Origin of the sequence: Pedobacter panaciterrae (genome assembly GCF_013204795.1) — a bacterium.
Classification (GTDB): Bacteria; Bacteroidota; Bacteroidia; order Sphingobacteriales; family Sphingobacteriaceae; genus Pedobacter; species Pedobacter panaciterrae.
The window spans coordinates 1,458,094-1,478,129 of sequence record NZ_JABMKW010000020.1; the positions used below are offsets into that span (position 1 = coordinate 1,458,094).

Genomic DNA, 20,036 nt, shown 5'->3' on the forward strand with positions numbered 1-20,036 from the left:
TCTCAACTTACGACATTATTTTATGGAGCTGTAGCCACACTGACAATACAACTCATTCGACTTTTAAACTTATCCTTATCAGCTGGTGGTATTTCGACTTTAATGGTAACAGGAAATTTTTCAACCATTTTCACATAATTCCCACTCTGGTTGCTAGGTGAACTAAAAGGAGATTCATTTTTTAGTTTGCCGATCTCTGATACTTTTCCCGAAAGACGAATTTCAGGTAAATCATCCATAATAATTTTCGCAGCTTGCCCCTTAAGCAAATGCTGCATCTGGTTTAATTTGAAATTGGCTGTAATATAAAACTCATCAATCCCATTAATTTCCTGAACATCAAGATAGGCATCATCAGTGAGTTCAAAATTTCCATCTTTTGATGGGATGATCCGGCTACTTAACAAAATTTCAGACCATTGAGTTAAAAAATCGGCTGGAAATTTGTCTGTTTTCATTGAAACAAGAACCGTATGCCTGCAGGTTTTGCCATCTATAATGTAAATAAGCGTAGAAATGGGAGTTTGCTCAGATTTAATCGTTCGGTTTTCCAGACTGATCAGCCGATATGGAAGAGGGTTATTTTTATTTTCCGCCAGGAGCGTAAAACGAATGCCTTTGTCTTCTGATAAGTCATGTGATATATTAATACTATCCAGTGGCTTAGTATTTTTTGTGATATCATCATTTAATATCATCAGCATTTTTTGCCAGCTTTCCTTCTTGTCGTCTTTAACATCCCACTTCTCATGACGACGAGAAAAATCAGTTTGGATAGATAATTTCTTGTCAAGTTCCCATCGCTCGGCTTTTGGCCAGCGGATCTCTATATCTTCCCGATTAGACTGCGCTTTTGCCAGCCCGAACATTAACACCAGAGCGCTTAAAGCAACTATGTTTTTCATTTGTATTTTTCAGTCATGCAGATGCATTAAAGTTAGCACATTATTTTAAATCAACGTCCAGATAAACCGAATGTCTCCCATAGGTATCATAAAATGGTTTAAAAACAACATCGTCAATTCTGAATTCTAAACGGTTAGGATCACCTTTAATCGTCTTGCTAATATCGACAGCGTTCAAGGTAATTTTGCGCCAATCCTTTCTTGCTTCCGGTTCCTGTGCGGCGAGCAAAATAGGCCCATAAAACAGACTGGCTATGTTCTGCTGATCCATTACCGGATCAAGATGAAACTGAAAAGGCATTCGAAGCTCAATGATATCCCCGTCCTTCCAGCTCCGGCTCAACCTGAGATAAGTTCCGGGATGCGCCTCCAATTTTTGAGCCTGCCCATTAATCACGACAAAGAATCCCCTGGTAGCCCAACCAGGAACTCGAACATTGATATCAAATTTCCCACTTCCTTTAACTGTCAGTTTGGTATGATCTGCTCTGGGAAAATTTGTAGATTGTATAATGCTTACCTTACGTTCTGTCCATCTCAATATTGAAGGTATATAGAGATTCACGTACAAGGATTGATCATCAGTGCTTTTAAAATAAATTGAATTCTGCAACTTAGTGCTGCTTTCTATTGCGGTACCATTACAGCAAGTAAAGCCGGTCATCTTCGCATTCCCAAATTGCTTTACGGATCCAGGTCTGAGTGGCACATGATAAGTATTTGCAGGAGAGTGTTCATCAACAGACGCCAGAATATGGTTATACAATCCGCGCTCATAATAATCCATAAACGCTGTACTTTGATCAAAAAGAAAAAGTTCAGTGCTTAATTTTAGCATATTGTAGGTTGCACACGTTTCATTCTGACCGCCCTCCGAGAAACCATTCTCATAAAGCGTTCCGGGTTGAGCAATGAAACATTCGGCATTGGCAGGATTCCGTGCACCAGCAACTCCGCCTATGCTATACATATAACCATTAACCACGTTATACCAAAAGTTGTCAGCAATTCTATAATAGTCTGGATTATTCGACACCCTGTACATTTCGATACTTCCAACAACCTGAGGAATATGCTGATTGGCATGCAATCCACGAAATACATCCACATTATTTACCAATCCGCCAGTGTGATTTTTATCCCCGTAAAACACTCTGATGTTATCAAACTTTATCGCGGTTTGAAGATAATCTTGATTACCTGTGATCCTGTACAATCTTGCCATGGCCTCATTCATGCCTCCAAACTCGCCGGCAATATAAGTGTTCCACATCTTGATAAGGGTATCTGTAGGCAATACATTTAAGCGCTTATGAACCCAGTCGCCCATTCCCTTGGCTAAATTCAAAGCCTTTTTATTGCCGCTAACCTCATAAACATCCATCAGACCTGCTAAAATCTTATGTAATGTGTAATAAGGTGCCCAAACCTGATTGTTTTGCCCACCATATTTAGCGCCTTTCTCCAACATAATAAACTGATCTGGCGGATAAGCACTGATGAATCCTGTACCCCAGTTCCAATAATCTTTGCGAATTCCCAGATCACTAAGATCAGAATCAAAACCTGTTTTACCAGGGCCAAAGGGTATTGCAGCAGGATCCGATACAAATGCACCTCCAGCTACCTTAGGTCTGCCCGAAAGTTGTGACAATTCATATAAGGTATTAACCATATACTTCATTTTATTGGAAAAATTTTCATGAAGTGTCTTATCATAGCTGGTGCTGGCATAAGCCTGGGCAATTGCGGTAAGATAGTGTCCTGTAGCATGTCCTCTGAGTTTGGTGTCCTGGGAATCCCATACGCCAAGTGGCACAGCCCCAACTGGTTGTTTCTGGTCGAAGACATGTCGGAACATGTAGAGAAAGGAATTCGGATCAGTTTTGGCCAGGGTAGAGATGAACTTGTCTCTGTTTTCGGTAAATTTAGTTTGGTGACCCAAAAGATCATTTCCTAAAGACACCCGATCGAGACCAAAAGTCTCCAGTTTTAAAACCGGAGCTGTTGATTTTTTTTCTGCACCTACCGTAACAATCGCTTTGGCTCGAATTTGGGTACCAGGAATTTGCCCGTAAACAATATACTGCCTTTGGCTAAGCACCGAACTGTTGTCATTAGGCAAAGGCCATAAAACCCTCACACCTGGCCCATTTTTTAATTGTCTGTATGTCCCCTGAATATAACTGGGAAAGCGGGGTAAAACTCCCACCTCGGTGGCAACTTCTATATCAGCTACCTTTTCCAGATAGGTATTATATAGCTGTGCTTCTGTTTTGGGAAACTGCTGAATATCCTCTTTAAAATTACTTACATTTACCCCATTGTCGTTCGCAATTCCCGCAGGATTCACTGAATTCTTGTAAATAGTCAATACCTGTGTTTTACTTAAGGCAACCCGATAAATACGAAAATCATGAAGCAATGCATTCAGATTAGACTTTCCGGACTTCAAAGATTTTCCGATAAAAAGCGTATTCCGGTCATCCGGAAGTTGATTAAAAACCATCTTCAACTCAGAGGGAATCTCCTTGCTATTTCCCACGAGTTTACCATCAATATAGGTCATGATAGATTTAGATGAAACATCAATAATTATTGCAACATGAAGCCACTTATTGAGCTCTGGAGAGGGGCTAACACCCCCATTTCCCCCACTCTTCTCTGAACGTATCATGGTCTGAAAACCTTTTTCATCATCTATGCCAAACGGAGCAGCGAAAAAATGGTTTGTTACACTCTTTCCAAAATCAAACAAATATTGCCCAGGTTGATCGGAACGCAGTTTTACCCACGTGGATAAACTAAGTGACTCTATATCCGCCAAAGACGCAGCAGGCAAACTAATAAAGTCATCACTATCACCAGACAATGATAAAACCTTACCAAATTGTATATCATTTGCAAAATGAGACTGCACACCTTCAGCTTTGGCATGAAGGTTATTTCGAGACCAGTCTTTAAGATCACCGTTAAAAATATAACGCGCAATCATACCGGTTTCGCCTATACCATCCAGTATCTGATCACCACTTTGTGCTTTAACGTTGTAGATGGACTGGCTAAAAAAAGTGATGCATAGCGCAGCGTAAAAAAGTAGAGAATGGACTTTCCTTCTTAAATTATATTTTTTAACAATACACTTATCAATATAACAGTAGCAATTCATGACGTAAAACTATCAAGAATTAATCGTCGATAGTTAGTGGATTTTAACTTATGAAACCATAATATTAACACCCTACCAATTTTTAAAGTGCAATCATCTCTTTAGCCCGGCTTTAATACTGGAAATATTTGGTTTTCAAATAATGGGGAAATACACGTGACTGGCTTGTTCTTGCTATTGAATAAATGATACAATTAGACAAATTTTTGATCAGAATTGAATGTATGGAAGCAGTAAATTAGATTAAACCAATTATAAAAATCGTATGAAAATCATCTCAACGGGCCGTTTGCGAATAGCAAACAATTTATTCACCTATGCAATAATTATTGCTTCAATTTTTTCAGGATGTGCAAAAAAAGATCCTGAGTCTGTTTCCAAAGCCACGCTCAAAAGTAATGAGGCAACACAGAAATTACTATCTGTGGATTTAATGAGTGGTAATCCTATTTTACCTGTCGCGACGGCAGATCCCGATATCATTTATGCAAATGGAAAATATTACATTTACCCAACTGCTACCGGACCAAATGCCAGCCAATTTCATGCTTATTCATCAACAGATTTACTAAACTGGACCGACGAGGGCATTGTATTAGATTTAGTAAACGTTAGCTGGGCGCATACAGATGGTTGGGCACCATCTGTAGTTGCACGAAATGGGAACTACTATTTTTATTATACTGCTGCAAAAAAAATCGGTGTGGCTGTGAGCAGCAGCCCAACAGGTCCATTTGTTGATAAAGGGAGTGCTCTTGCAACTGGTGATGGAACTGACCCAATAGATCCGATGGTGTTTGTAGACACCGATGGGCAAGCCTATATGTACTGGGGAAATACCACGATAAACATTCAGCAGCTTAATAATGATATGATATCGCTAACAGGCACGAGAGGACATAATAAGCCGTCCAATTATTTTGAAGCACCGTATATCATTAAAAGAAATAGTATTTATTATCTGATGTACTCCATTAATGATTTCAGCAGTGATGATTATCATGTAGAATATGCGACTTCATCTAACCCAATGGGTCCATGGACAACTAAAGGGCGTATCACATCACCACTTGGAGCGATAAAAGGACCAGGACATAATGCCGTATTAAGAAAACCGGGCTGCAGTGATGAGTATTTCTTTGTTTACCACAGGCGTACGAGTACGAATATACATGAGCGTCAAGTGGCTATTGACAGGATGTTTTTTGATGGGGCAGGTAATATTATGCCAATAAACATTACCGTTTCAGGTGTAACACAATCATTGGGTTCAACACCTTGCCTGATACCTAACCCAATACCTAATGGGCAGTATGCAATCAGGTCAAAGGTTAATACAGTTTCTGGTGCTGGCTTATATCTGGATATTGCAGGGTGTGCTGTTGGCAATGCCGATGTAAGGACCTGGACTCGTACTACCTGTAATGGACAGAAATGGAACCTTACTTATTTGAACAATGGGTTTTATAAGATTATCTCAGAACTTCCTAATCATAAATCATTAGATCTGGATGCTTGTGCAATTGAACGCGGGGCAAATGTTCAGGTTTGGGACGTTTTTCCTAATGATTGCCAGCAGTGGCGCATTGAATCTGTGGGAGGAGGCTGGTACCGTATTATGGCAAAGGCGGGAAATAATGTGCTTGATATTGTAAATGGAGACCCGGCACCGGGGGCAGATGTAAGGTCATGGACCTGGAATGGGGCAGATCCTCAGCTTTGGAAGTTTGAAAATCCTTAATATCTTACCTTTTATAGTTAGAAAAGCAGTAGCTGTTTTTCTAACTATCGAATTCAAATAATGATTCGTCATCAATATGTGAGCTTTTGGCCTTGCCAACCCGTAGTCCGTAGAAACTCTTCCCAACTAAGGGTATCGAGGTCTATTTGACGGCTCCATAGCAAATCGCGATCTTTGCCGAAATAGCCATATTCAACTGCATACTCAGCCATTCCCAAAATCTCACGTACCAAAAGCTCGTTTGACCGAAATTCCGGGAATTGATGAAGGAAATCCTCCCGTGTGAATGCTGAGCCATACCTGGCTTTCTTACCTGTGACCCGAACAAAAGTATCTACCATTTCCTGTGGTGAAATAATATCGCCAATTACTGGCAGGGACTTACCGGCATATCGACTGGGGTTCGAAAGAATTTCCAAAACGGCGGGGCCAGTAGCTGTAAGGGGATCAACAAATGGTGCGCGAAAATCTTTTGGTAAATAAATCGGAAATACAAGTGTATCACCCACTAAAACAGGAGTATAAAACTCCATAAAATTAGTGTAAAAAAAAGCCATGTAGATAAACGAGCTTGTGATGGGAAGTGTGCGGATATATGCTTCAATCATAGCCTTGTCTGTAAAATGTGGAGCAAACTTTTTCCCTCCTGTAATTTTATCTACATTTTCCAAACTGCTAAAGATAATATGCTGAACCCCTGCTTCAACTGCTGCGTCCGCTAACTCCTTACCCAACTCCAGCTCGTGGGTTTGCGGAGGGGCAATACTTGGCGTCATCATGAAAATACCACTCGAGCCCCGAAACGCTTCCACGAAATCTTTTTTATAACCCAGACAAAGTGGTAAACTCACAAGTTCAGCTCCTTGCTCGACCAAATCAAGGGCTTCTGGTGAATCTGTACGTCGAGTAATTCCACGTACACGATAACGCCCGCTCTGTAACAATGTACGTGCAGTACTGCGCCCCTGCTTGCCCAAAATACCAACTATTGTGATAAGCGGTTTGTCCTGTTGTTTCATTGCTTCATTTACTTTTAAATTCGATACCATTCTTTTATTATTTAAGTGAAATGTTATACTATAAAAATTATAGTTGCAAAATTATTTTTAGCATACTACATTTACAATAACTATCCAAACAGATAGGTTAAAACAAAATGCCGGATGAAAACAGAATGTATAGGTGATTACGTAAAACTAAAGGGAAGAGTTTATCCCTGCACAATAAGTCTAGCGATGGATTTAATAGGTGGTAAATGGAAAGCGGTAATTCTGTATCATTTAAAAGATGCTGAAAAACGCTACAACGAGCTTCGGAAAGAAGTACCGAATATTACCGAAATGACATTGAGTTTACAGTTGAAACAATTAGAAAAGGACGGCTTAATATTAAGGAAAGTATATGGTAAAAAACCGCCTATTAAGGTTATATACAGCCTAACGGATTTTGGAAAAACATTTATACCAGTTTTAGAAACAATTACGAACTGGGGAAATCAGATCGTTTCAGAAAAGGGTGAATTTGTTAACAACACCATTTAAAATATAAATGCGGCAATAAAAATCTCTTTTCACCAGCTATTGGTGACTATTATTGATCAATTCAATCAGTCTGTTTAACCTCCATCGCACCGGTTCTTTAACCCGCTCGTTATTACCGAATTTTAATATAGCCAATTCTTTAGCCACAAATAAAGGAACATCCGTAACTATTGCCCCCTGCCCTATTTCAATTGGCCCTTCCGGAAGCGCAATCCCATGGAATGCCGCTTCGTAATCTTCTGCTGTCATGGCGCGAAGATATCACATTGACTGGAAAAAGCGTTACGTTTATTTTAAGCCTACAGGAAATCAACTGACAGTCAACCTTAAGAAAAGCAAAAGATGCTTGAGGAAACCAAAAGTTATACAGAAATTACACTACCTGGACCGAAGGATACCTAAGGTCTGATACTGGTTTTTCGGTGAAATGTAGGGTAATCAGTATTAGTACAATTAATATGCACCAATTGTTTTTGTTTTTTAAATTTTAAAAACTACCCTGCTGTGGAACATCAATTCTAGGGGGATCTGCGGACATCTTTCGTCTTATCAAAAGTTGCCAGACAGCTATCCAGTGGTTGACCTTGCTTATAAATGCAGTCGCAGAAAATTTCGCAAGCCGCGGGGTTTTTGCTGGAAGCGCATTGATTTCTGCATTCAGCTTCAGAATTGCCCGGTATGATCTCATATAAATAGAAAGTACCTACAATAATAAAGGCCACAACTGCGAAAGAACCACCAAAAAATATGACCCGAAGACGTACACCCAGGGGCTTTTTTAACACATAAGGATCTGTGTTGGGCTGCTTAAATGGCAAAATGTATTTTAAACGGTCATAGTCCCAAATTAGTAAAAACAAACTTGCCAATAGCATGATAGTAACGATCCGGGTACCGTCAAAGCGGGTAGCATAAGTGAGTACACAAATGTTCACGATGAGGGAAAAATACATCAGGGCACCAAGAAGGGATGTTCTCGGGATCAATAATAATATTGCTGTTACGATTTGAGCAACTCCAATAAAGGTGTAGTAATACCCTGTGAGATGTAATGCATCGAAATAATGTCCTAAAGGATTATTTGATGGCAGGCCCGCAGCGAATCGTTCACCTATGATTTTAATATAACCTGCGGGAATAAAACTGGCTGCCAGAGCGAGACGGCAAAAAATAGCAAACCGCTGAAACCAATTGTCAGACTTTGCTTCATAGTATATTTCTTCAAATCTATTCATGTTTCTTGCGAGAGATAATTTTACTTAGGATAAAATGAAGAACGATAGCTATAACAGTCCAATATAGCGCACAAGCAAGTGCCCGAACTGGTGGTGCAGGATCCGGATCGTTGAGTATAGGGGCCAAGGGCCCTACTAAAACAACTTTGACAGGATATATGATTGTGGCTACGGTGCGTTTCCATGCTATTGGTGACCCAGTTCCAGGGAACCAATCTCCGTTTACAGGCTGCAACAGTAAATTAAAGATAATCTGAAAGGCAAACGCCGAAACAAGAAAGATGATAACAAATTTTGTTCTTGAGATCTTCATACTATTGAGTTTTCACAAATAAAAAAGTACTTTGCAATACAAAGTTAACTAACTCACTTTGTATTGCAAAGTATTTTAAGAAAATTATTACCTGCTCCTACCATTCAAGTTACCTTGTTTATCTGTTGGTCGTTCAATTGCCCCTAAGAAAAGCGGGTTTTGCGTTTTTGTAATTAAGTGCAGCTGTTGTTCCTGCGGTAACATCTATAGTAACACCAGTTATTTTCCCTGCCAAATCTGATCCTAAAAAAACGGCGGTATTTGCAATATCCTCCATCAATGGCAACTGATTGAGCATTGTATCATCCACAATTTTTTGCAAGAAAGATTCAGCCTCATCACTTCCAGTAGCAATAAATTCTTTAAATGGACGTGAATCTGGTGAACCCGCCGACCTGATATTAACAACTCTTACCCCATATGGGCCAAGTTCTGCTGCCAGATCCCTGGAAAGACTCTCTATTGCGCAGCATACCGGACCAAAACCACCAACCATTGCATATCCAATACCGCCTGGAGTTGCTGTTAAAGAAAGTATTACTCCCGATTTTTGATTTTTCATAATTCTACCAGCCGCTGTCATTGTCAGAAATTGAGTATGCATTGCATCATGAACAGGTGAAATAAAATCTTTGAGTGACATCTCGATTAGTGGAATATTCTGAACATTTTTAATTCCTATTAAATTGAAAGATATATCAACACTACCAGCCATATTATGAACGAATTCAATATGTGTTCTGATGGAATCCTCCTGCATTGCGTCAACCATACCGGCATAGGCTTTACCACCGGCCGCAATAATTTTATCAGCAACCTGCTGCGCAACCAATAAGTTTTTATTGGTTACAAAAACATTGGCACCAGCTGTGGCCAGTGATTGAGCAACAGTTCCTCCCAGGGAGGAACTTGCTCCATAAACAATCGCATTTTTATTTTGAAGTATCATAATTCCAGTTTATACATATTGTTCAATACAAAGCTATTGTTTGGCTCATTCTAATTACGGGTGTAAAACGGACAATATTAGGTGGAGAATGCGACAAAATCGGTGATACAATCCTTTATGGCTAAATCTTACTGTTTTGTTCCCCTGAAATTGTAGGTAACATCACTTGAGGAACTGGAAAGTGTAACAATAGATATGTTTTTTACCGAGTGTTGATATACCAGTGTACCTTCAGGTGTTCCAATAGCCTCAGCATCATCAGAATTCTGTATTGCTTTTACGGTGATAATTTTTGGCGTTACATTGGAATATGGTTCGCCTTGTTTTGGTGTAATCTTTACTTTGTTACCATTTTCTTTGGTAATAACAATAATTGCGTTAAAATATTCCTGGGTAGCATCAAGTGTTCCCTTATATGTTCCCACAACTCTTTTTGCAGCTTCCTCATCTGAATTTACAGGTGAACCTCCTTCTTTTTTCTTACAGGAAAACAATACAGTTAACGCTAATACTGATAATACTAATGATAAGTTTTTACTTGCTGATTTCATAGATTGATTTTTTAATACCTTATTAAATAATGTCGATTTAAACTGATCAAAATTACCCGGTCGGTTTTACTAAACATGTGCAAGAATGCTCAATTCCAGAAATGCGCTTTTCAAACAGTAATAGTTATTGTATTTTTAAAGAAGACCATTTTTTTGCATCCAATTCAGACAACTCGGAAACCAGTTATTTTTGTTTTCCGAATCAGAAATCCCAAATCCATGTCCACCTGATTGCAGGATATGCAACTCACCCGGAACACCAGCTTTAAGCATTGCTTCATAGAAACTCAGACTATTTTTTACTGGAATAACGTCATCATCAGCAGCATGAACCAAATATGTAGGCGGTGTTTTGGCACTTAGGTGCCTATTGGTACTGTATAAATTTAATGCCTGTCGGGAAGGTGTCTTTCCGATTAAATTTTCCCTGGTCCTGAATATATAGGGGTCATAAATAATGACCGGATAGAGCAAGATCATAAAATCTGGCCTAAGCGATATGTTTTCATTGTTTTCAATCACTACCCTATTTAACTGAGTACCGGCTGTAGAAACCAGATGCCCCCCTGCCGATAATCCCATCATGCCGATTTTGAGTGGATTTATGTTCCATTCGCCAGCTCTTTTGCGTACGATCTTAATAGCGGTTTGCGCGTCTTGCAGGGGACCTATTGTTTTATCTTTCATGATTTTGTCACTGGGCAAACGATATTTCACAACAAAGGCCGCAACTCCAAGTGCATTAAATGCATTTGCAAGCTCAACGCATTTTTTTGGCGCCAGAACAAAATAGCCGCCACCTGCAAAAATAATTACAGCAGTGCCATTGGCCTTATCTTTCTCCGGAAAGTAGGCCTGCATAGTCGGAACACTAACGTTGCTAATCAGGCCAGAACTATCAGTCTGCTCTATATAATCTGGAGGTACTTTTTTTGAATTTGGGATACCATACGGATAAAGTGGTATCACCTGATCCTGAGCTTGGCAAAGGGATATCAATAAAATACAAAAGATTAAGGTTATTGCTCGTTTCAATGTTACTGGAGTTAGCGTGATCAGATTTAAAAATTGATCTAAATTATTCCGTCATTTGTACTAAACGTATGCAAGAATGCTCAATTTAAGCGTAAGCTTTTCTAAATATTAAAGGCTGGGTGCCGTAAGCAGATTTAAAGGCCCTACAAAAAGCACTGACATTTTCAAAACCACATTGCCAGGTGATCTCATGTACAGGTTTATTGCTGTTTTTAAGGAGTTCAACAGCCCGATCAAGCCTGATCTGGATCAGGTACTGATACGGAGTGGTTTTAAAAACAGACTTGAATTGCCTTACGAGCTGAGGAACAGATAAACAGGCGTTACTGCTAAGTGTATCTAAATCATGCTTTTCCATAAACGTGGAATGAAGGAAATCTTTGGCAATACACAGACGTCTGTATATCTCCATTTTGGAGCTTAGCTTTACCGCGGAAACCTCGGCCGCCTGTCGTGATTCTGATTTGAGCGTGCTTATAAGATAATGAAGAAAAAAAACAAGATGTTCTTCGGCACCTCCATTATAACCATGGGTTTCAAGATCTGAAATCAGCCTTGCAAGTTGAAACTGTACTTCAGGTTCAATAGCATTAAGCGTCTGGAAAAACTCAGGTTGTGCATTGTGAATGAGAAAAGGATTGTCTAATAACTCATTATCTTTTTTTAATGTGTCGTTGAAGACTGAAGATGCAAATTCCTTTTTAAAGAAAACCGATATCCCTCTAACCCTTTCATGGGTATCAATATTGCACGAATAATTCTGTTCATTGTTAAGGATCAGGAATTGTCCGGGCCTTATTGCCAGCCGGCGATTATTAATGCCATACCACTCTTCACCTTCCAATATCGTCTTGAAAGACAAACATCCTACATGGTCATCACAAAAACTAAAACTGCTTGTAGTATTGAAAATAACATTGTGTTCTTTAAACCTGCTAAAGTGTAGCTCTTCGTTAAAATCTGGGCTGGAGTGATCAGGAAGCGAAGTTAAATACATAGGTATGATGATTATCTTAATCTGTAAAGACGTACACAATATAGCAATTGCCCCATAAAAACAAGGGAATTGTTAATAAGATAATATTGTGGAAATCTTGTGAATAATTTATTGAATACCAATCCGATTTACCTCGTAAATTAGTATAGTATTTAACAATTGTCAGTCATGAAAACGGTCTTCTTTCTTTTGTTAAGCTTAGGGATTTCTGCCAGCGCATTATACACTGCAGCCAATATGTCCAATCCCTTTCCTGTATATGGTTTAGTTCTGAGTATCTGGGTTTTGTTTTACTGGAGTTATACCCGCAGATCACGCCGTATAGCCAACAGACGATTCCGGGAAAACATGTTTCAGGAATACATGCGCAGCACCATGCACAACCAACGTCCATAGCCAAGCCATAAAATCTGTTATTTTTGCCAAAAAGAAACCGGCTATATTCATGGATGAAACACAATCTTTTACCTTTAATCTGATTAATTCACTGAAGATTTCGGAAGTTAAAAAGACCTTTTCCAAAGGAGAATTTATTTTAAAGAAAGGAGAAATAGAAAGGAACATATACTTTGTTGAATCAGGTGCAGTTCGGGTTTTTCTTTTATCAGAATATGAAGAACAAAGCATCCGCTTTGGTTTTGAGGGTTCCATAATCAATTCTTTAGCCTCCTATTTTAGCGAAAGTCCATCAGAATTTTATATTGAAGCCATCAGGAAAACAACTTTGCGAGTGCTCCCTAAAGAAAAGGTATCAGCCTTAGTAAATGGAGATCTTGATAGTTTAGCCGGCTATAAATCTTTATTAGAAACAGTAATTATCGAACAAATCGAGAGGGAAGTTGATCTGCTCACAGTTTCTCCCACAGAACGTTTAAAACGGGTCTTACAAAGAAGTCCCCACCTATTTCAGCATGTTCCATTAAAATATATAGCATCCTATCTTAGGATGACTCCTGAAACTTTGAGTCGCATTCGAAATTCTTGATTTCAATCAACAGCCAATAAATTGTTTCTTTTCATTTTTGTATAAATTAATAGCAACGATGAAGATAATAAGTAGTCAACTGATAGAGAATCTTTTAATTATAACCGCAAATTCTACCGAAAAAGTTAAGCAGCTCAGAGAATTGAATATTGATGAGTTGAATAAAAAATCTGCACCAAATAAATGGAGTATTTTAGAATGCATCGAACATTTAAACCTGTATGGCGACTTCTATCTTCCGGTCATTGAAAGCGCGATTCGTTCCCAAAAGGTGACACGCAATTCAGGGATTTTTAAGAGCGGTATCATTGGAGATTATTTTGTGAACCTGGTAAAGATAAAACCAGACGGGATCAAAAAAATGTCTACAACAAAGGAAATGAACCCCTTTGGAAGGCGCCTGACAGTGACAACTATTGATCGTTTTTTAATGCAGCAAGCACATTTAAAGTCATTATTAACTCAGGCAGAACAGGTGAACATGACCAAAACTAAAACACCGATCTCGCTAACCAAACTCATCAAATTAAGGCTTGGAGATACCCTAAGGTTTACAGTACACCATATTGAAAGACATGTTGCTCAGGCAGATAACAATAGATATTAGATGAACATCTCCCCCGGATGATTTATTTTATTTTGCCCGATGATAGGCTACCAGCTCCTCAATTAAAGAGGGAATAATTAGCCCGGGCTTCATATTGAATTCAGTTAAAACCTCCAGCAGTGCATTCTTGAAATGATAGGCAATTGAGCCTACGCAATTGAATGAATAAGCTGTATATCCGGGATAACAGCTAACCAGATTTTCGAAGAATTGCTGAAAAGATGTTTTTACTATCCGATAACTGTAATCTGCATCCACTTCCGGATGATTAAGGAATTTAGCAAATTGGGCACAAAACCGATTTGGCATTGGTTCGATATACACTTGATGGATAATCTCTTCAGCTGAAAAACGGTATAGCTTTTCGAATTGGATACGAACAGACGATGGCATTTTATTCCTTAAGTAATCACTAAGAATCCTTTTTCCAATAGCACCTCCACTTCCTTCATCCCCCAGTATAAACCCCAGTGAATCAATATTTTTAACAATATTTACTCCATCATAAATGCAGGTATTTGTTCCTGTTCCGAGTATCGCCGCAAAACCGGATTTCTGTCCGAGCAGCCCCCTTGCAGCTGCAAGCAAATCGACATCTGCATATAACTGTTTGCAATTACTAAAAACTGAACTCAATACCTCAATCATCAACCCGGTTTTGTCGGCCTCACAGCCTGCACCATAGAAATAAAGCGTAGCAACTTCCATTGGATCAATATGCACAGAAATGCTACTGCGAATGGATTCAATCATAGCTGATTTGGCAAAGAAATAAGGATTATACCCTTCGCTTTTAAAGTAAAGGCTCTTGCCCGAGTTCTTGATCAGGCACCAGTCTGTTTTAGTTGAGCCACTGTCGGCTATTAAAATCATGCTTCCGTTGTTTAAATAAATCAGCTATTCTTCTTTCCCACTTTATGACCGGCGATTGCATAGTAACCCACTGCCAGATAGCATGGGATCACCATCAAATAGGCCTGCTGGGGGTTCATATGGTCTGCTAAGTACCCATACAAAAGTGGCAGTACTGCCGCGCCGGAAATTGCCATCACCAACAGTGAAGACCCCGCTTTGGTAAATTTACCCAGGCCTGAAATGGCTAATGGCCATATGGACGGCCACATCAATGAATTTGCCAGCCCTAGCAGGGCCACAAAAACGACTGAGGTTAAACCCGTGCTGAACATAGCCAGTACTGTGAATACAATACCTAATACTGCAGAACTCTTAAGTGCTGTTTCCTGACTAAAATACCTGGGAATGCATATAATCCCTATCAGGTATCCGGCAAGCATGCTAATCAGTGTAAAAGAAGTAAAAAATTTAGCCATTGTCAGTGGAATACCCTGATAGGCCCCATAGCCAATAATGCTATTCCCTGCGATTACTTCTACACCAGTATACCCAAACAACACTAAAACCCCAATGATCAGGTGCGGAAATTGAAAAACGGAAGTCTTTGTACTTTTTTCCAGATCATTCTCAGCTGCATCCAGTTCTTCCTCGTCAATTTCGGGTAAAGTAGAAAAGTAGATCACCGCCGACAATACGATAAGCACCAATGTAATAATTGCATATGGCAGAATTACCTTAGCCGCCAGCCCATTTAATTCGACAAGCTTTTGGGCACCATTTAAGGAACCCAGTTTACTTTTCAATGCGTCTGCATCATTTAGGATTACTGCACCCAGGATTACAGGGGCCATTGCTCCGGCAATACCATTACATATCCCCATAAAACTGATCCTTCTTGCTGCGCTCTCCCTGGGACCCAGAATGGTCACATACGGATTTGAAGCCGTTTGCAATACAGTAAGTCCCGCACCTTGTACAAAAAGCCCGAGCAAAAAAATAGCGTACTGCCTGTTCAAAGCAGCGGGGATGAAAAGCAAGGAGCCTGCTGCCACAAGCAGCAATCCGAGCGACATTCCTTTTTTAAATCCGGTAGCTTTTAAAAGCCATCCGGATGGAACACCCATCACAAAATAGGAAATGTAAAAAGCAAAAGCTACCAGGTAGGATTGGAAATTATTGAGCTCACAAGCAATCTGCAAGTAAGGGATCAGTACTGCACTTAGCCAGGTCACAAAACCAAAAATAAAGAACAATACACCAATGATGATCAATGGGTTAAGCAGGTTATTTTCTACCTTGATGGCAGGAATTTCTTTAGTCATGACGTCCATACCCTAACGATTTTCATTCTTTACTTTATCGATTACAGTTTCATAAACTGATTCCGGAAATATAGCGGGTTGAGCATACCAGAAAAATGAGCCGAAACCTTCATAAGTACCGGCTTTGATATGCCGGGAGGTAGGCAAATAGCTAGACACGTCATTACAATAACCAGCTACACTTACCAGTTTGCCTGGCCAAAGGTTCTTAATACCCAGGCTGTAATCAGTAACTACCTCACGTGACAATCCAATCAATTTCCAGCTACCGATATTGAACGTCTGAATATAGACAGGCATGGACGCCGGTATTTTCCCAGCCTTATTCAGATCAAGCATGCGGTCGGCCCATCGAACATTCTTTTCTTCTTCTACATTTTCGTTATGCTTATCATTCTCTTCCCTGAAAGCCAACATTTCCTGCTCTGTCCATTTTTTTACAGGAAAATTGATAGAGTCCATGTAAAAGCTAATCTCACCATCCAGTTTTTGCAGTGGGCGATTTAAGACAGATAGTACATCAGCGGCGAGTGATGCTCCTGTTCTCTGATGATTTTCATCAACCGGGTTAATGTCGCCCCCACAACCCTGAATAAACATGGCATTGGAAATACTGTTCTTATCGGTAAGTAACTTTCTGGTCACCCCCGGAAAATTAGGACTAATGGTAAACATCTCGGCGCCCTCGTTCTTGAAAACCGCATGACAGCCCGTTAAAAATAACAGCGTTCTCTGTTGGTTCTTTTTATTAACCACACTCAATACATCTACATCATTATCATAAGGCACCTGTGCTCCGGTAAGTGCTCTATTTGCACCTATCGCAGTTTTTCCCCTGCCAAAATATAGGTCGGCCGGTTGCATAGCTTTGATTGCTGCTCCTATCGCTTTCACAATGGCAGGTCTCAATGTTCCATTCATGTATAAACTATCTGGTTGCTGAACAAACTCAGGCCAAGCTGGCCAGTGCTGTGCTACGGGGCCAAAATGTGTGTGCGAGGAATTTACCATGACTGCTGCTGCCGGGATGCGGTATTTTCTATAAACCTCCTGCTTAACTGAAGTTACAAAGTCATAACCAAGGCCACAGAGATCTGCGCCCACCACAACCACCGTTTGCTTGCCTGATGATACTGCCAGTGCAGTAACTGAAAGATCACCTGTTGTTAGGTGTTTACCGGCAAACACAGAATTATCCTTAGTTAGGCCATACAAAGTATGGTTCGCTACTGCTATGGATTTTAGGTGTACATCGTAAGATACACCGTTGTATCTCGCAATTTTCGTCCAGGCTGCATTTCTATGTTTAAGATCCAATTTCATCAGATCGTCGCTTGCAGTTAATCCATACAAAGCCCCATCATAAGAAACCATGCTGACAAGGCTACTTAAACTGCTCAGCTTTGTCCAGTTTAGTGTTTTACTTTTTAAATTCGAAAAGCTGATTACCCCATTTTGATCAGCCACATAGAGAATGTCATTAAAAACCGTAATACTTACTACCCCCTGGAGGGCAGCTAACTTTTTCCAGCTTAACACACCGGAAAAACCGGACTGTAAAATCTCTCCCTTATCATTTACCGCATAAAGTAGTTTTTTTCCGGCAGCAAGCGCGGTTATGCCATCGCTCTTCCCAATGCCTTTCCAATTCAGGGTCTCTGCCGCCTTTGTCATCAGCAACTGGTTATTGCTTATTACAAATAACGCCTCATTATTTCCGGTAAAAGCCGTGCAGTTCTGCAATGCTGTTTTTTTTATCCAGTCGAGGCTAAAACGTCCTTCCCTGGGGTAGCCGTAACCAGCCAAAGTCAGGGAAAACGGATACGTTGAGGGCTCAATGCTGGTTTTGGCAAAGCCCGATTTGTACAGCACCTGGGCATTGCCAGTAAAACTGATGCAACACAAGCTGCAAATGAGCAGACGGGTTATTTTATTTAGGATTTTCAAATACATTGGAAGAATATGGCTAAGGGTTTTTGAAAATAGTTGTCGTATTTACACTTCGTTTCCCAGATGGGGTGATCACAATAGACTTTAAAGCCCTGCGCTCGCCCTTATTTAGTATAATCCGTATTGGTTTTTCATATACAAAATCAGTTTCCCTGGCATCCTGACCTTCAAAATTATAATAGATTCTGGCGCCCTCAACAGGGACCTTAAGTTCCAGGTTAAAATCCGCTCCAATCAGAGTGGTATCCGAAAGGCCTATTGGACCCGGCACCCGGTATATTTTATCTGTTTTATCCAGAACGGCAAGGTGCTTCGGGAGCCTTTTCTCAAAAAAACTAACCGAATCCTTCTTTTCAAGAGGTGTCCAGGCAATCTCAGCCAACGCCATTAAGCGAGGATAGAGCATGTATTCTACCTTGCGGTGTGTATCCATGTGTTCTGTCCATATGGCTGCCTCAACCCCGATGATGTGTTCTTTCTCTTTATCAGAGAGCACTGCAGGTGTAGGATCATAGTTATAAACCCGCGGCAAAGAATTGTAGCCCCAACCGATGGCCAGGGGTTCCAGCTCCCGTCTGCCCTGTATAAAATCGAAATAAACATGTGAAAGGGGTGACATTACAACATCATGTCCCTGTTTTGCAGCTTTGATCCCTTCTTCTATGTTACGCCAGCTCATTACTGTTGCATTTGGTGCAAGACCACCCTCGAGGATCTCATCCCAGCCAATAATCTTTCTCCCCCTGGAGTTCACAAATTTCTCGATCCTTTTTACAAAATAACTCTGCAGCTCAAATTCATTTTTCAGGTGATTGTCTTTAATCCGTTTCTGGCAAAATTTACAGACCTTCCAGCGTTCTTTAGGGCATTCATCACCTCCGATATGAATATAAGGAGAAGGGAATAACGCCATAACCTCTGTGAGCACGTCTTCCAGGAATTTAAAGGTATTTTCTTTGCCTGCACAATACACATCTTCAAATATGCCCCAGTGCTCAGCGACTTTAAATGGCCCGGGATTGTCACCACAAGCCAATTCCGGGTAAGCCGCCAGCGCTGCCAGGGAGTGTCCTGGCAGTTCAATTTCTGGGATAACTGTGACATGTCTTTCTGCTGCATAGGCAACCACCTCCCTGATCTCGTCCTGTGTATAAAAACCACCATAAGGCAGGTGGTCATTACCATTAAGCGAATCTGTGTAATTACTGATTTGCGTACCGGCACGGAAAGCACCTACAGAGGTAAGTTTGGGATATTTTTTAATCTCAATTCGCCAGCCGTGGTCTTCGGTAAGGTGCCAGTGATATACATTCATCTTGTATTTTGCCAGCATCTCAATCTGGCTTTTAATAAAGGAAACCGGATAGATATGGTAGCCTACATCCTGCATTATTCCTCTGTAAGCATAGCGAGGGCTATCGCTAATCTCCAAACAGGGAACTTCAGGTTTCTGGTCCTTTACGCTGATCAACTGAAATAGCGTCTGTAAGCCATAGAACATACCTGCATCGTCGCCCGTAATTTCAATTACTGCCGCACCTACCCTAAGTGTATACGACTCCTTGACCCTTGCCTTTGCAGATACAAAAGAAATTACCTGGTTCGATTTTTCAGGCTTTCCGGAAAGAAGGCTCAGGTTAATGCCATAGTTTTCGTACAAGTATTCATGAAGCTGAACGGCGCTCTTCTTTGAGGTAGCATCTGAATAATGAATTACAGTATTACTACCGACAATAAAGCTCCCGCTTTTCAGGTTCAACTGTGCAGGCGCTGGAATCAACTGCACTTTAGGCGCACCAGACTGCGCATAACCAGATATGACCAGGAGCGCCCACAAACAACAAATAAAAATGTATTTCAAAGTTTTATATTTAGCGTTCT

19 protein-coding genes are annotated in these 20,036 nt (G+C 40.3%); 5 read left to right on the forward strand and 14 right to left on the reverse strand.

Annotation, left to right across the window (positions count from 1 at the left end; translation table 11 throughout):
• Positions 1-20 precede the first annotated feature (20 nt).
• Positions 21-905 (reverse strand): HlyD family secretion protein, encoded by an 885-nt coding sequence (locus HQN86_RS25295; RefSeq protein ID WP_172663622.1) that lies wholly within the window; start codon positions 903-905, stop codon positions 21-23.
• Positions 906-945: 40 nt separating this feature from the next.
• Positions 946-4,074: a beta-L-arabinofuranosidase domain-containing protein gene (locus HQN86_RS25300; RefSeq protein ID WP_172663623.1), complete on the reverse strand. Its 3,129-nt coding sequence runs from the start codon at positions 4,072-4,074 to the stop codon at positions 946-948.
• 265 nt (positions 4,075-4,339) lie between these two features.
• On the opposite strand from HQN86_RS25300, the gene HQN86_RS25305 reads away from it, so the two are divergent.
• Positions 4,340-5,815 (forward strand): family 43 glycosylhydrolase, encoded by a 1,476-nt coding sequence (locus HQN86_RS25305; RefSeq protein WP_172663624.1) that lies wholly within the window; start codon positions 4,340-4,342, stop codon positions 5,813-5,815.
• 71 nt (positions 5,816-5,886) lie between these two features.
• On the opposite strand, the gene HQN86_RS25310 is transcribed toward HQN86_RS25305, so the two are convergent.
• Positions 5,887-6,864: an NmrA/HSCARG family protein gene (locus tag HQN86_RS25310; RefSeq protein ID WP_216854513.1), complete on the reverse strand. Its 978-nt coding sequence runs from the start codon at positions 6,862-6,864 to the stop codon at positions 5,887-5,889.
• Between the two features lie 114 nt (positions 6,865-6,978).
• Between HQN86_RS25310 and HQN86_RS25315 the strand changes: the two genes are divergently transcribed.
• Positions 6,979-7,356: a winged helix-turn-helix transcriptional regulator gene (locus tag HQN86_RS25315; RefSeq protein ID WP_172663625.1), complete on the forward strand. Its 378-nt coding sequence runs from the start codon at positions 6,979-6,981 to the stop codon at positions 7,354-7,356.
• A 36-nt stretch (positions 7,357-7,392) separates the two neighbouring features.
• On the opposite strand, the gene HQN86_RS25320 is transcribed toward HQN86_RS25315, so the two are convergent.
• From HQN86_RS25320 to HQN86_RS25350, 7 genes are all read right to left on the reverse strand, one after another.
• Positions 7,393-7,605, reverse strand: coding sequence for a DUF6965 family protein (locus tag HQN86_RS25320; protein ID WP_172663626.1), 213 nt, complete (start codon positions 7,603-7,605; stop codon positions 7,393-7,395).
• Positions 7,606-7,874: 269 nt separating this feature from the next.
• Entirely contained in the window at positions 7,875-8,591 is a 717-nt protein-coding gene (locus HQN86_RS25325; protein WP_172663627.1) for a DoxX family protein, read from the reverse strand.
• Entirely contained in the window at positions 8,584-8,904 is a 321-nt protein-coding gene (locus HQN86_RS25330) for a hypothetical protein (RefSeq protein WP_172663628.1), read from the reverse strand. The genes HQN86_RS25325 and HQN86_RS25330 overlap by 8 nt, the downstream gene beginning before the upstream one ends.
• Before the next feature lie 133 nt (positions 8,905-9,037).
• Entirely contained in the window at positions 9,038-9,853 is an 816-nt protein-coding gene (locus HQN86_RS25335) for an SDR family NAD(P)-dependent oxidoreductase (protein WP_172663629.1), read from the reverse strand.
• A 128-nt stretch (positions 9,854-9,981) separates the two neighbouring features.
• On the reverse strand, positions 9,982-10,404 hold the full coding sequence (locus tag HQN86_RS25340) for a hypothetical protein (protein ID WP_172663630.1): 423 nt from the start codon (positions 10,402-10,404) through the stop codon (positions 9,982-9,984).
• A gap of 135 nt (positions 10,405-10,539) precedes the next feature.
• The gene (locus tag HQN86_RS25345; RefSeq protein WP_216854514.1) at positions 10,540-11,439 is read right to left on the reverse strand and encodes an alpha/beta hydrolase; all 900 of its coding nucleotides are present in this window, start codon (positions 11,437-11,439) and stop codon (positions 10,540-10,542) included.
• A gap of 85 nt (positions 11,440-11,524) precedes the next feature.
• Positions 11,525-12,436, reverse strand: coding sequence for a helix-turn-helix domain-containing protein (locus HQN86_RS25350; RefSeq protein WP_172663631.1), 912 nt, complete (start codon positions 12,434-12,436; stop codon positions 11,525-11,527).
• Positions 12,437-12,604: 168 nt separating this feature from the next.
• On the opposite strand from HQN86_RS25350, the gene HQN86_RS25355 reads away from it, so the two are divergent.
• Genes HQN86_RS25355 through HQN86_RS25365 form a run of 3 tightly spaced genes read left to right on the forward strand, consistent with a single transcriptional unit; the run spans position 12,605 to position 14,028 of the window.
• A complete protein-coding gene (locus HQN86_RS25355) occupies positions 12,605-12,832 on the forward strand; it encodes a hypothetical protein (protein ID WP_172663632.1) in 228 nt (75 codons plus the stop codon).
• 49 nt (positions 12,833-12,881) lie between these two features.
• Entirely contained in the window at positions 12,882-13,421 is a 540-nt protein-coding gene (locus HQN86_RS25360; protein WP_172663633.1) for a Crp/Fnr family transcriptional regulator, read from the forward strand.
• Positions 13,422-13,479: 58 nt separating this feature from the next.
• Positions 13,480-14,028 carry a DinB family protein gene (locus tag HQN86_RS25365; protein ID WP_172663634.1) on the forward strand — a complete coding sequence of 183 codons (549 nt, stop codon included), beginning with the start codon at positions 13,480-13,482 and terminating at the stop codon, positions 14,026-14,028.
• A 27-nt stretch (positions 14,029-14,055) separates the two neighbouring features.
• Here HQN86_RS25365 and HQN86_RS25370 read toward each other — a convergent pair whose 3' ends face one another.
• The 4 genes from HQN86_RS25370 to HQN86_RS25385 are packed head-to-tail and all read right to left on the reverse strand — an operon-like array spanning position 14,056 to position 20,016.
• Positions 14,056-14,901, reverse strand: a complete 846-nt coding sequence (locus HQN86_RS25370) for an N-acetylglucosamine kinase (protein WP_172663635.1) — start codon at positions 14,899-14,901, stop codon at positions 14,056-14,058.
• A 20-nt stretch (positions 14,902-14,921) separates the two neighbouring features.
• Positions 14,922-16,214, reverse strand: coding sequence for a sugar MFS transporter (locus HQN86_RS25375; RefSeq protein WP_246269736.1), 1,293 nt, complete (start codon positions 16,212-16,214; stop codon positions 14,922-14,924).
• 3 nt (positions 16,215-16,217) lie between these two features.
• The gene (locus HQN86_RS25380; protein ID WP_172663636.1) at positions 16,218-18,158 is read right to left on the reverse strand and encodes a hypothetical protein; all 1,941 of its coding nucleotides are present in this window, start codon (positions 18,156-18,158) and stop codon (positions 16,218-16,220) included.
• 13 nt (positions 18,159-18,171) lie between these two features.
• Complete coding sequence (locus HQN86_RS25385; protein WP_172663637.1) at positions 18,172-20,016, reverse strand: beta-N-acetylhexosaminidase; 1,845 nt, start codon at positions 20,014-20,016, stop codon at positions 18,172-18,174.
• Positions 20,017-20,036: the final 20 nt, after the last annotated feature.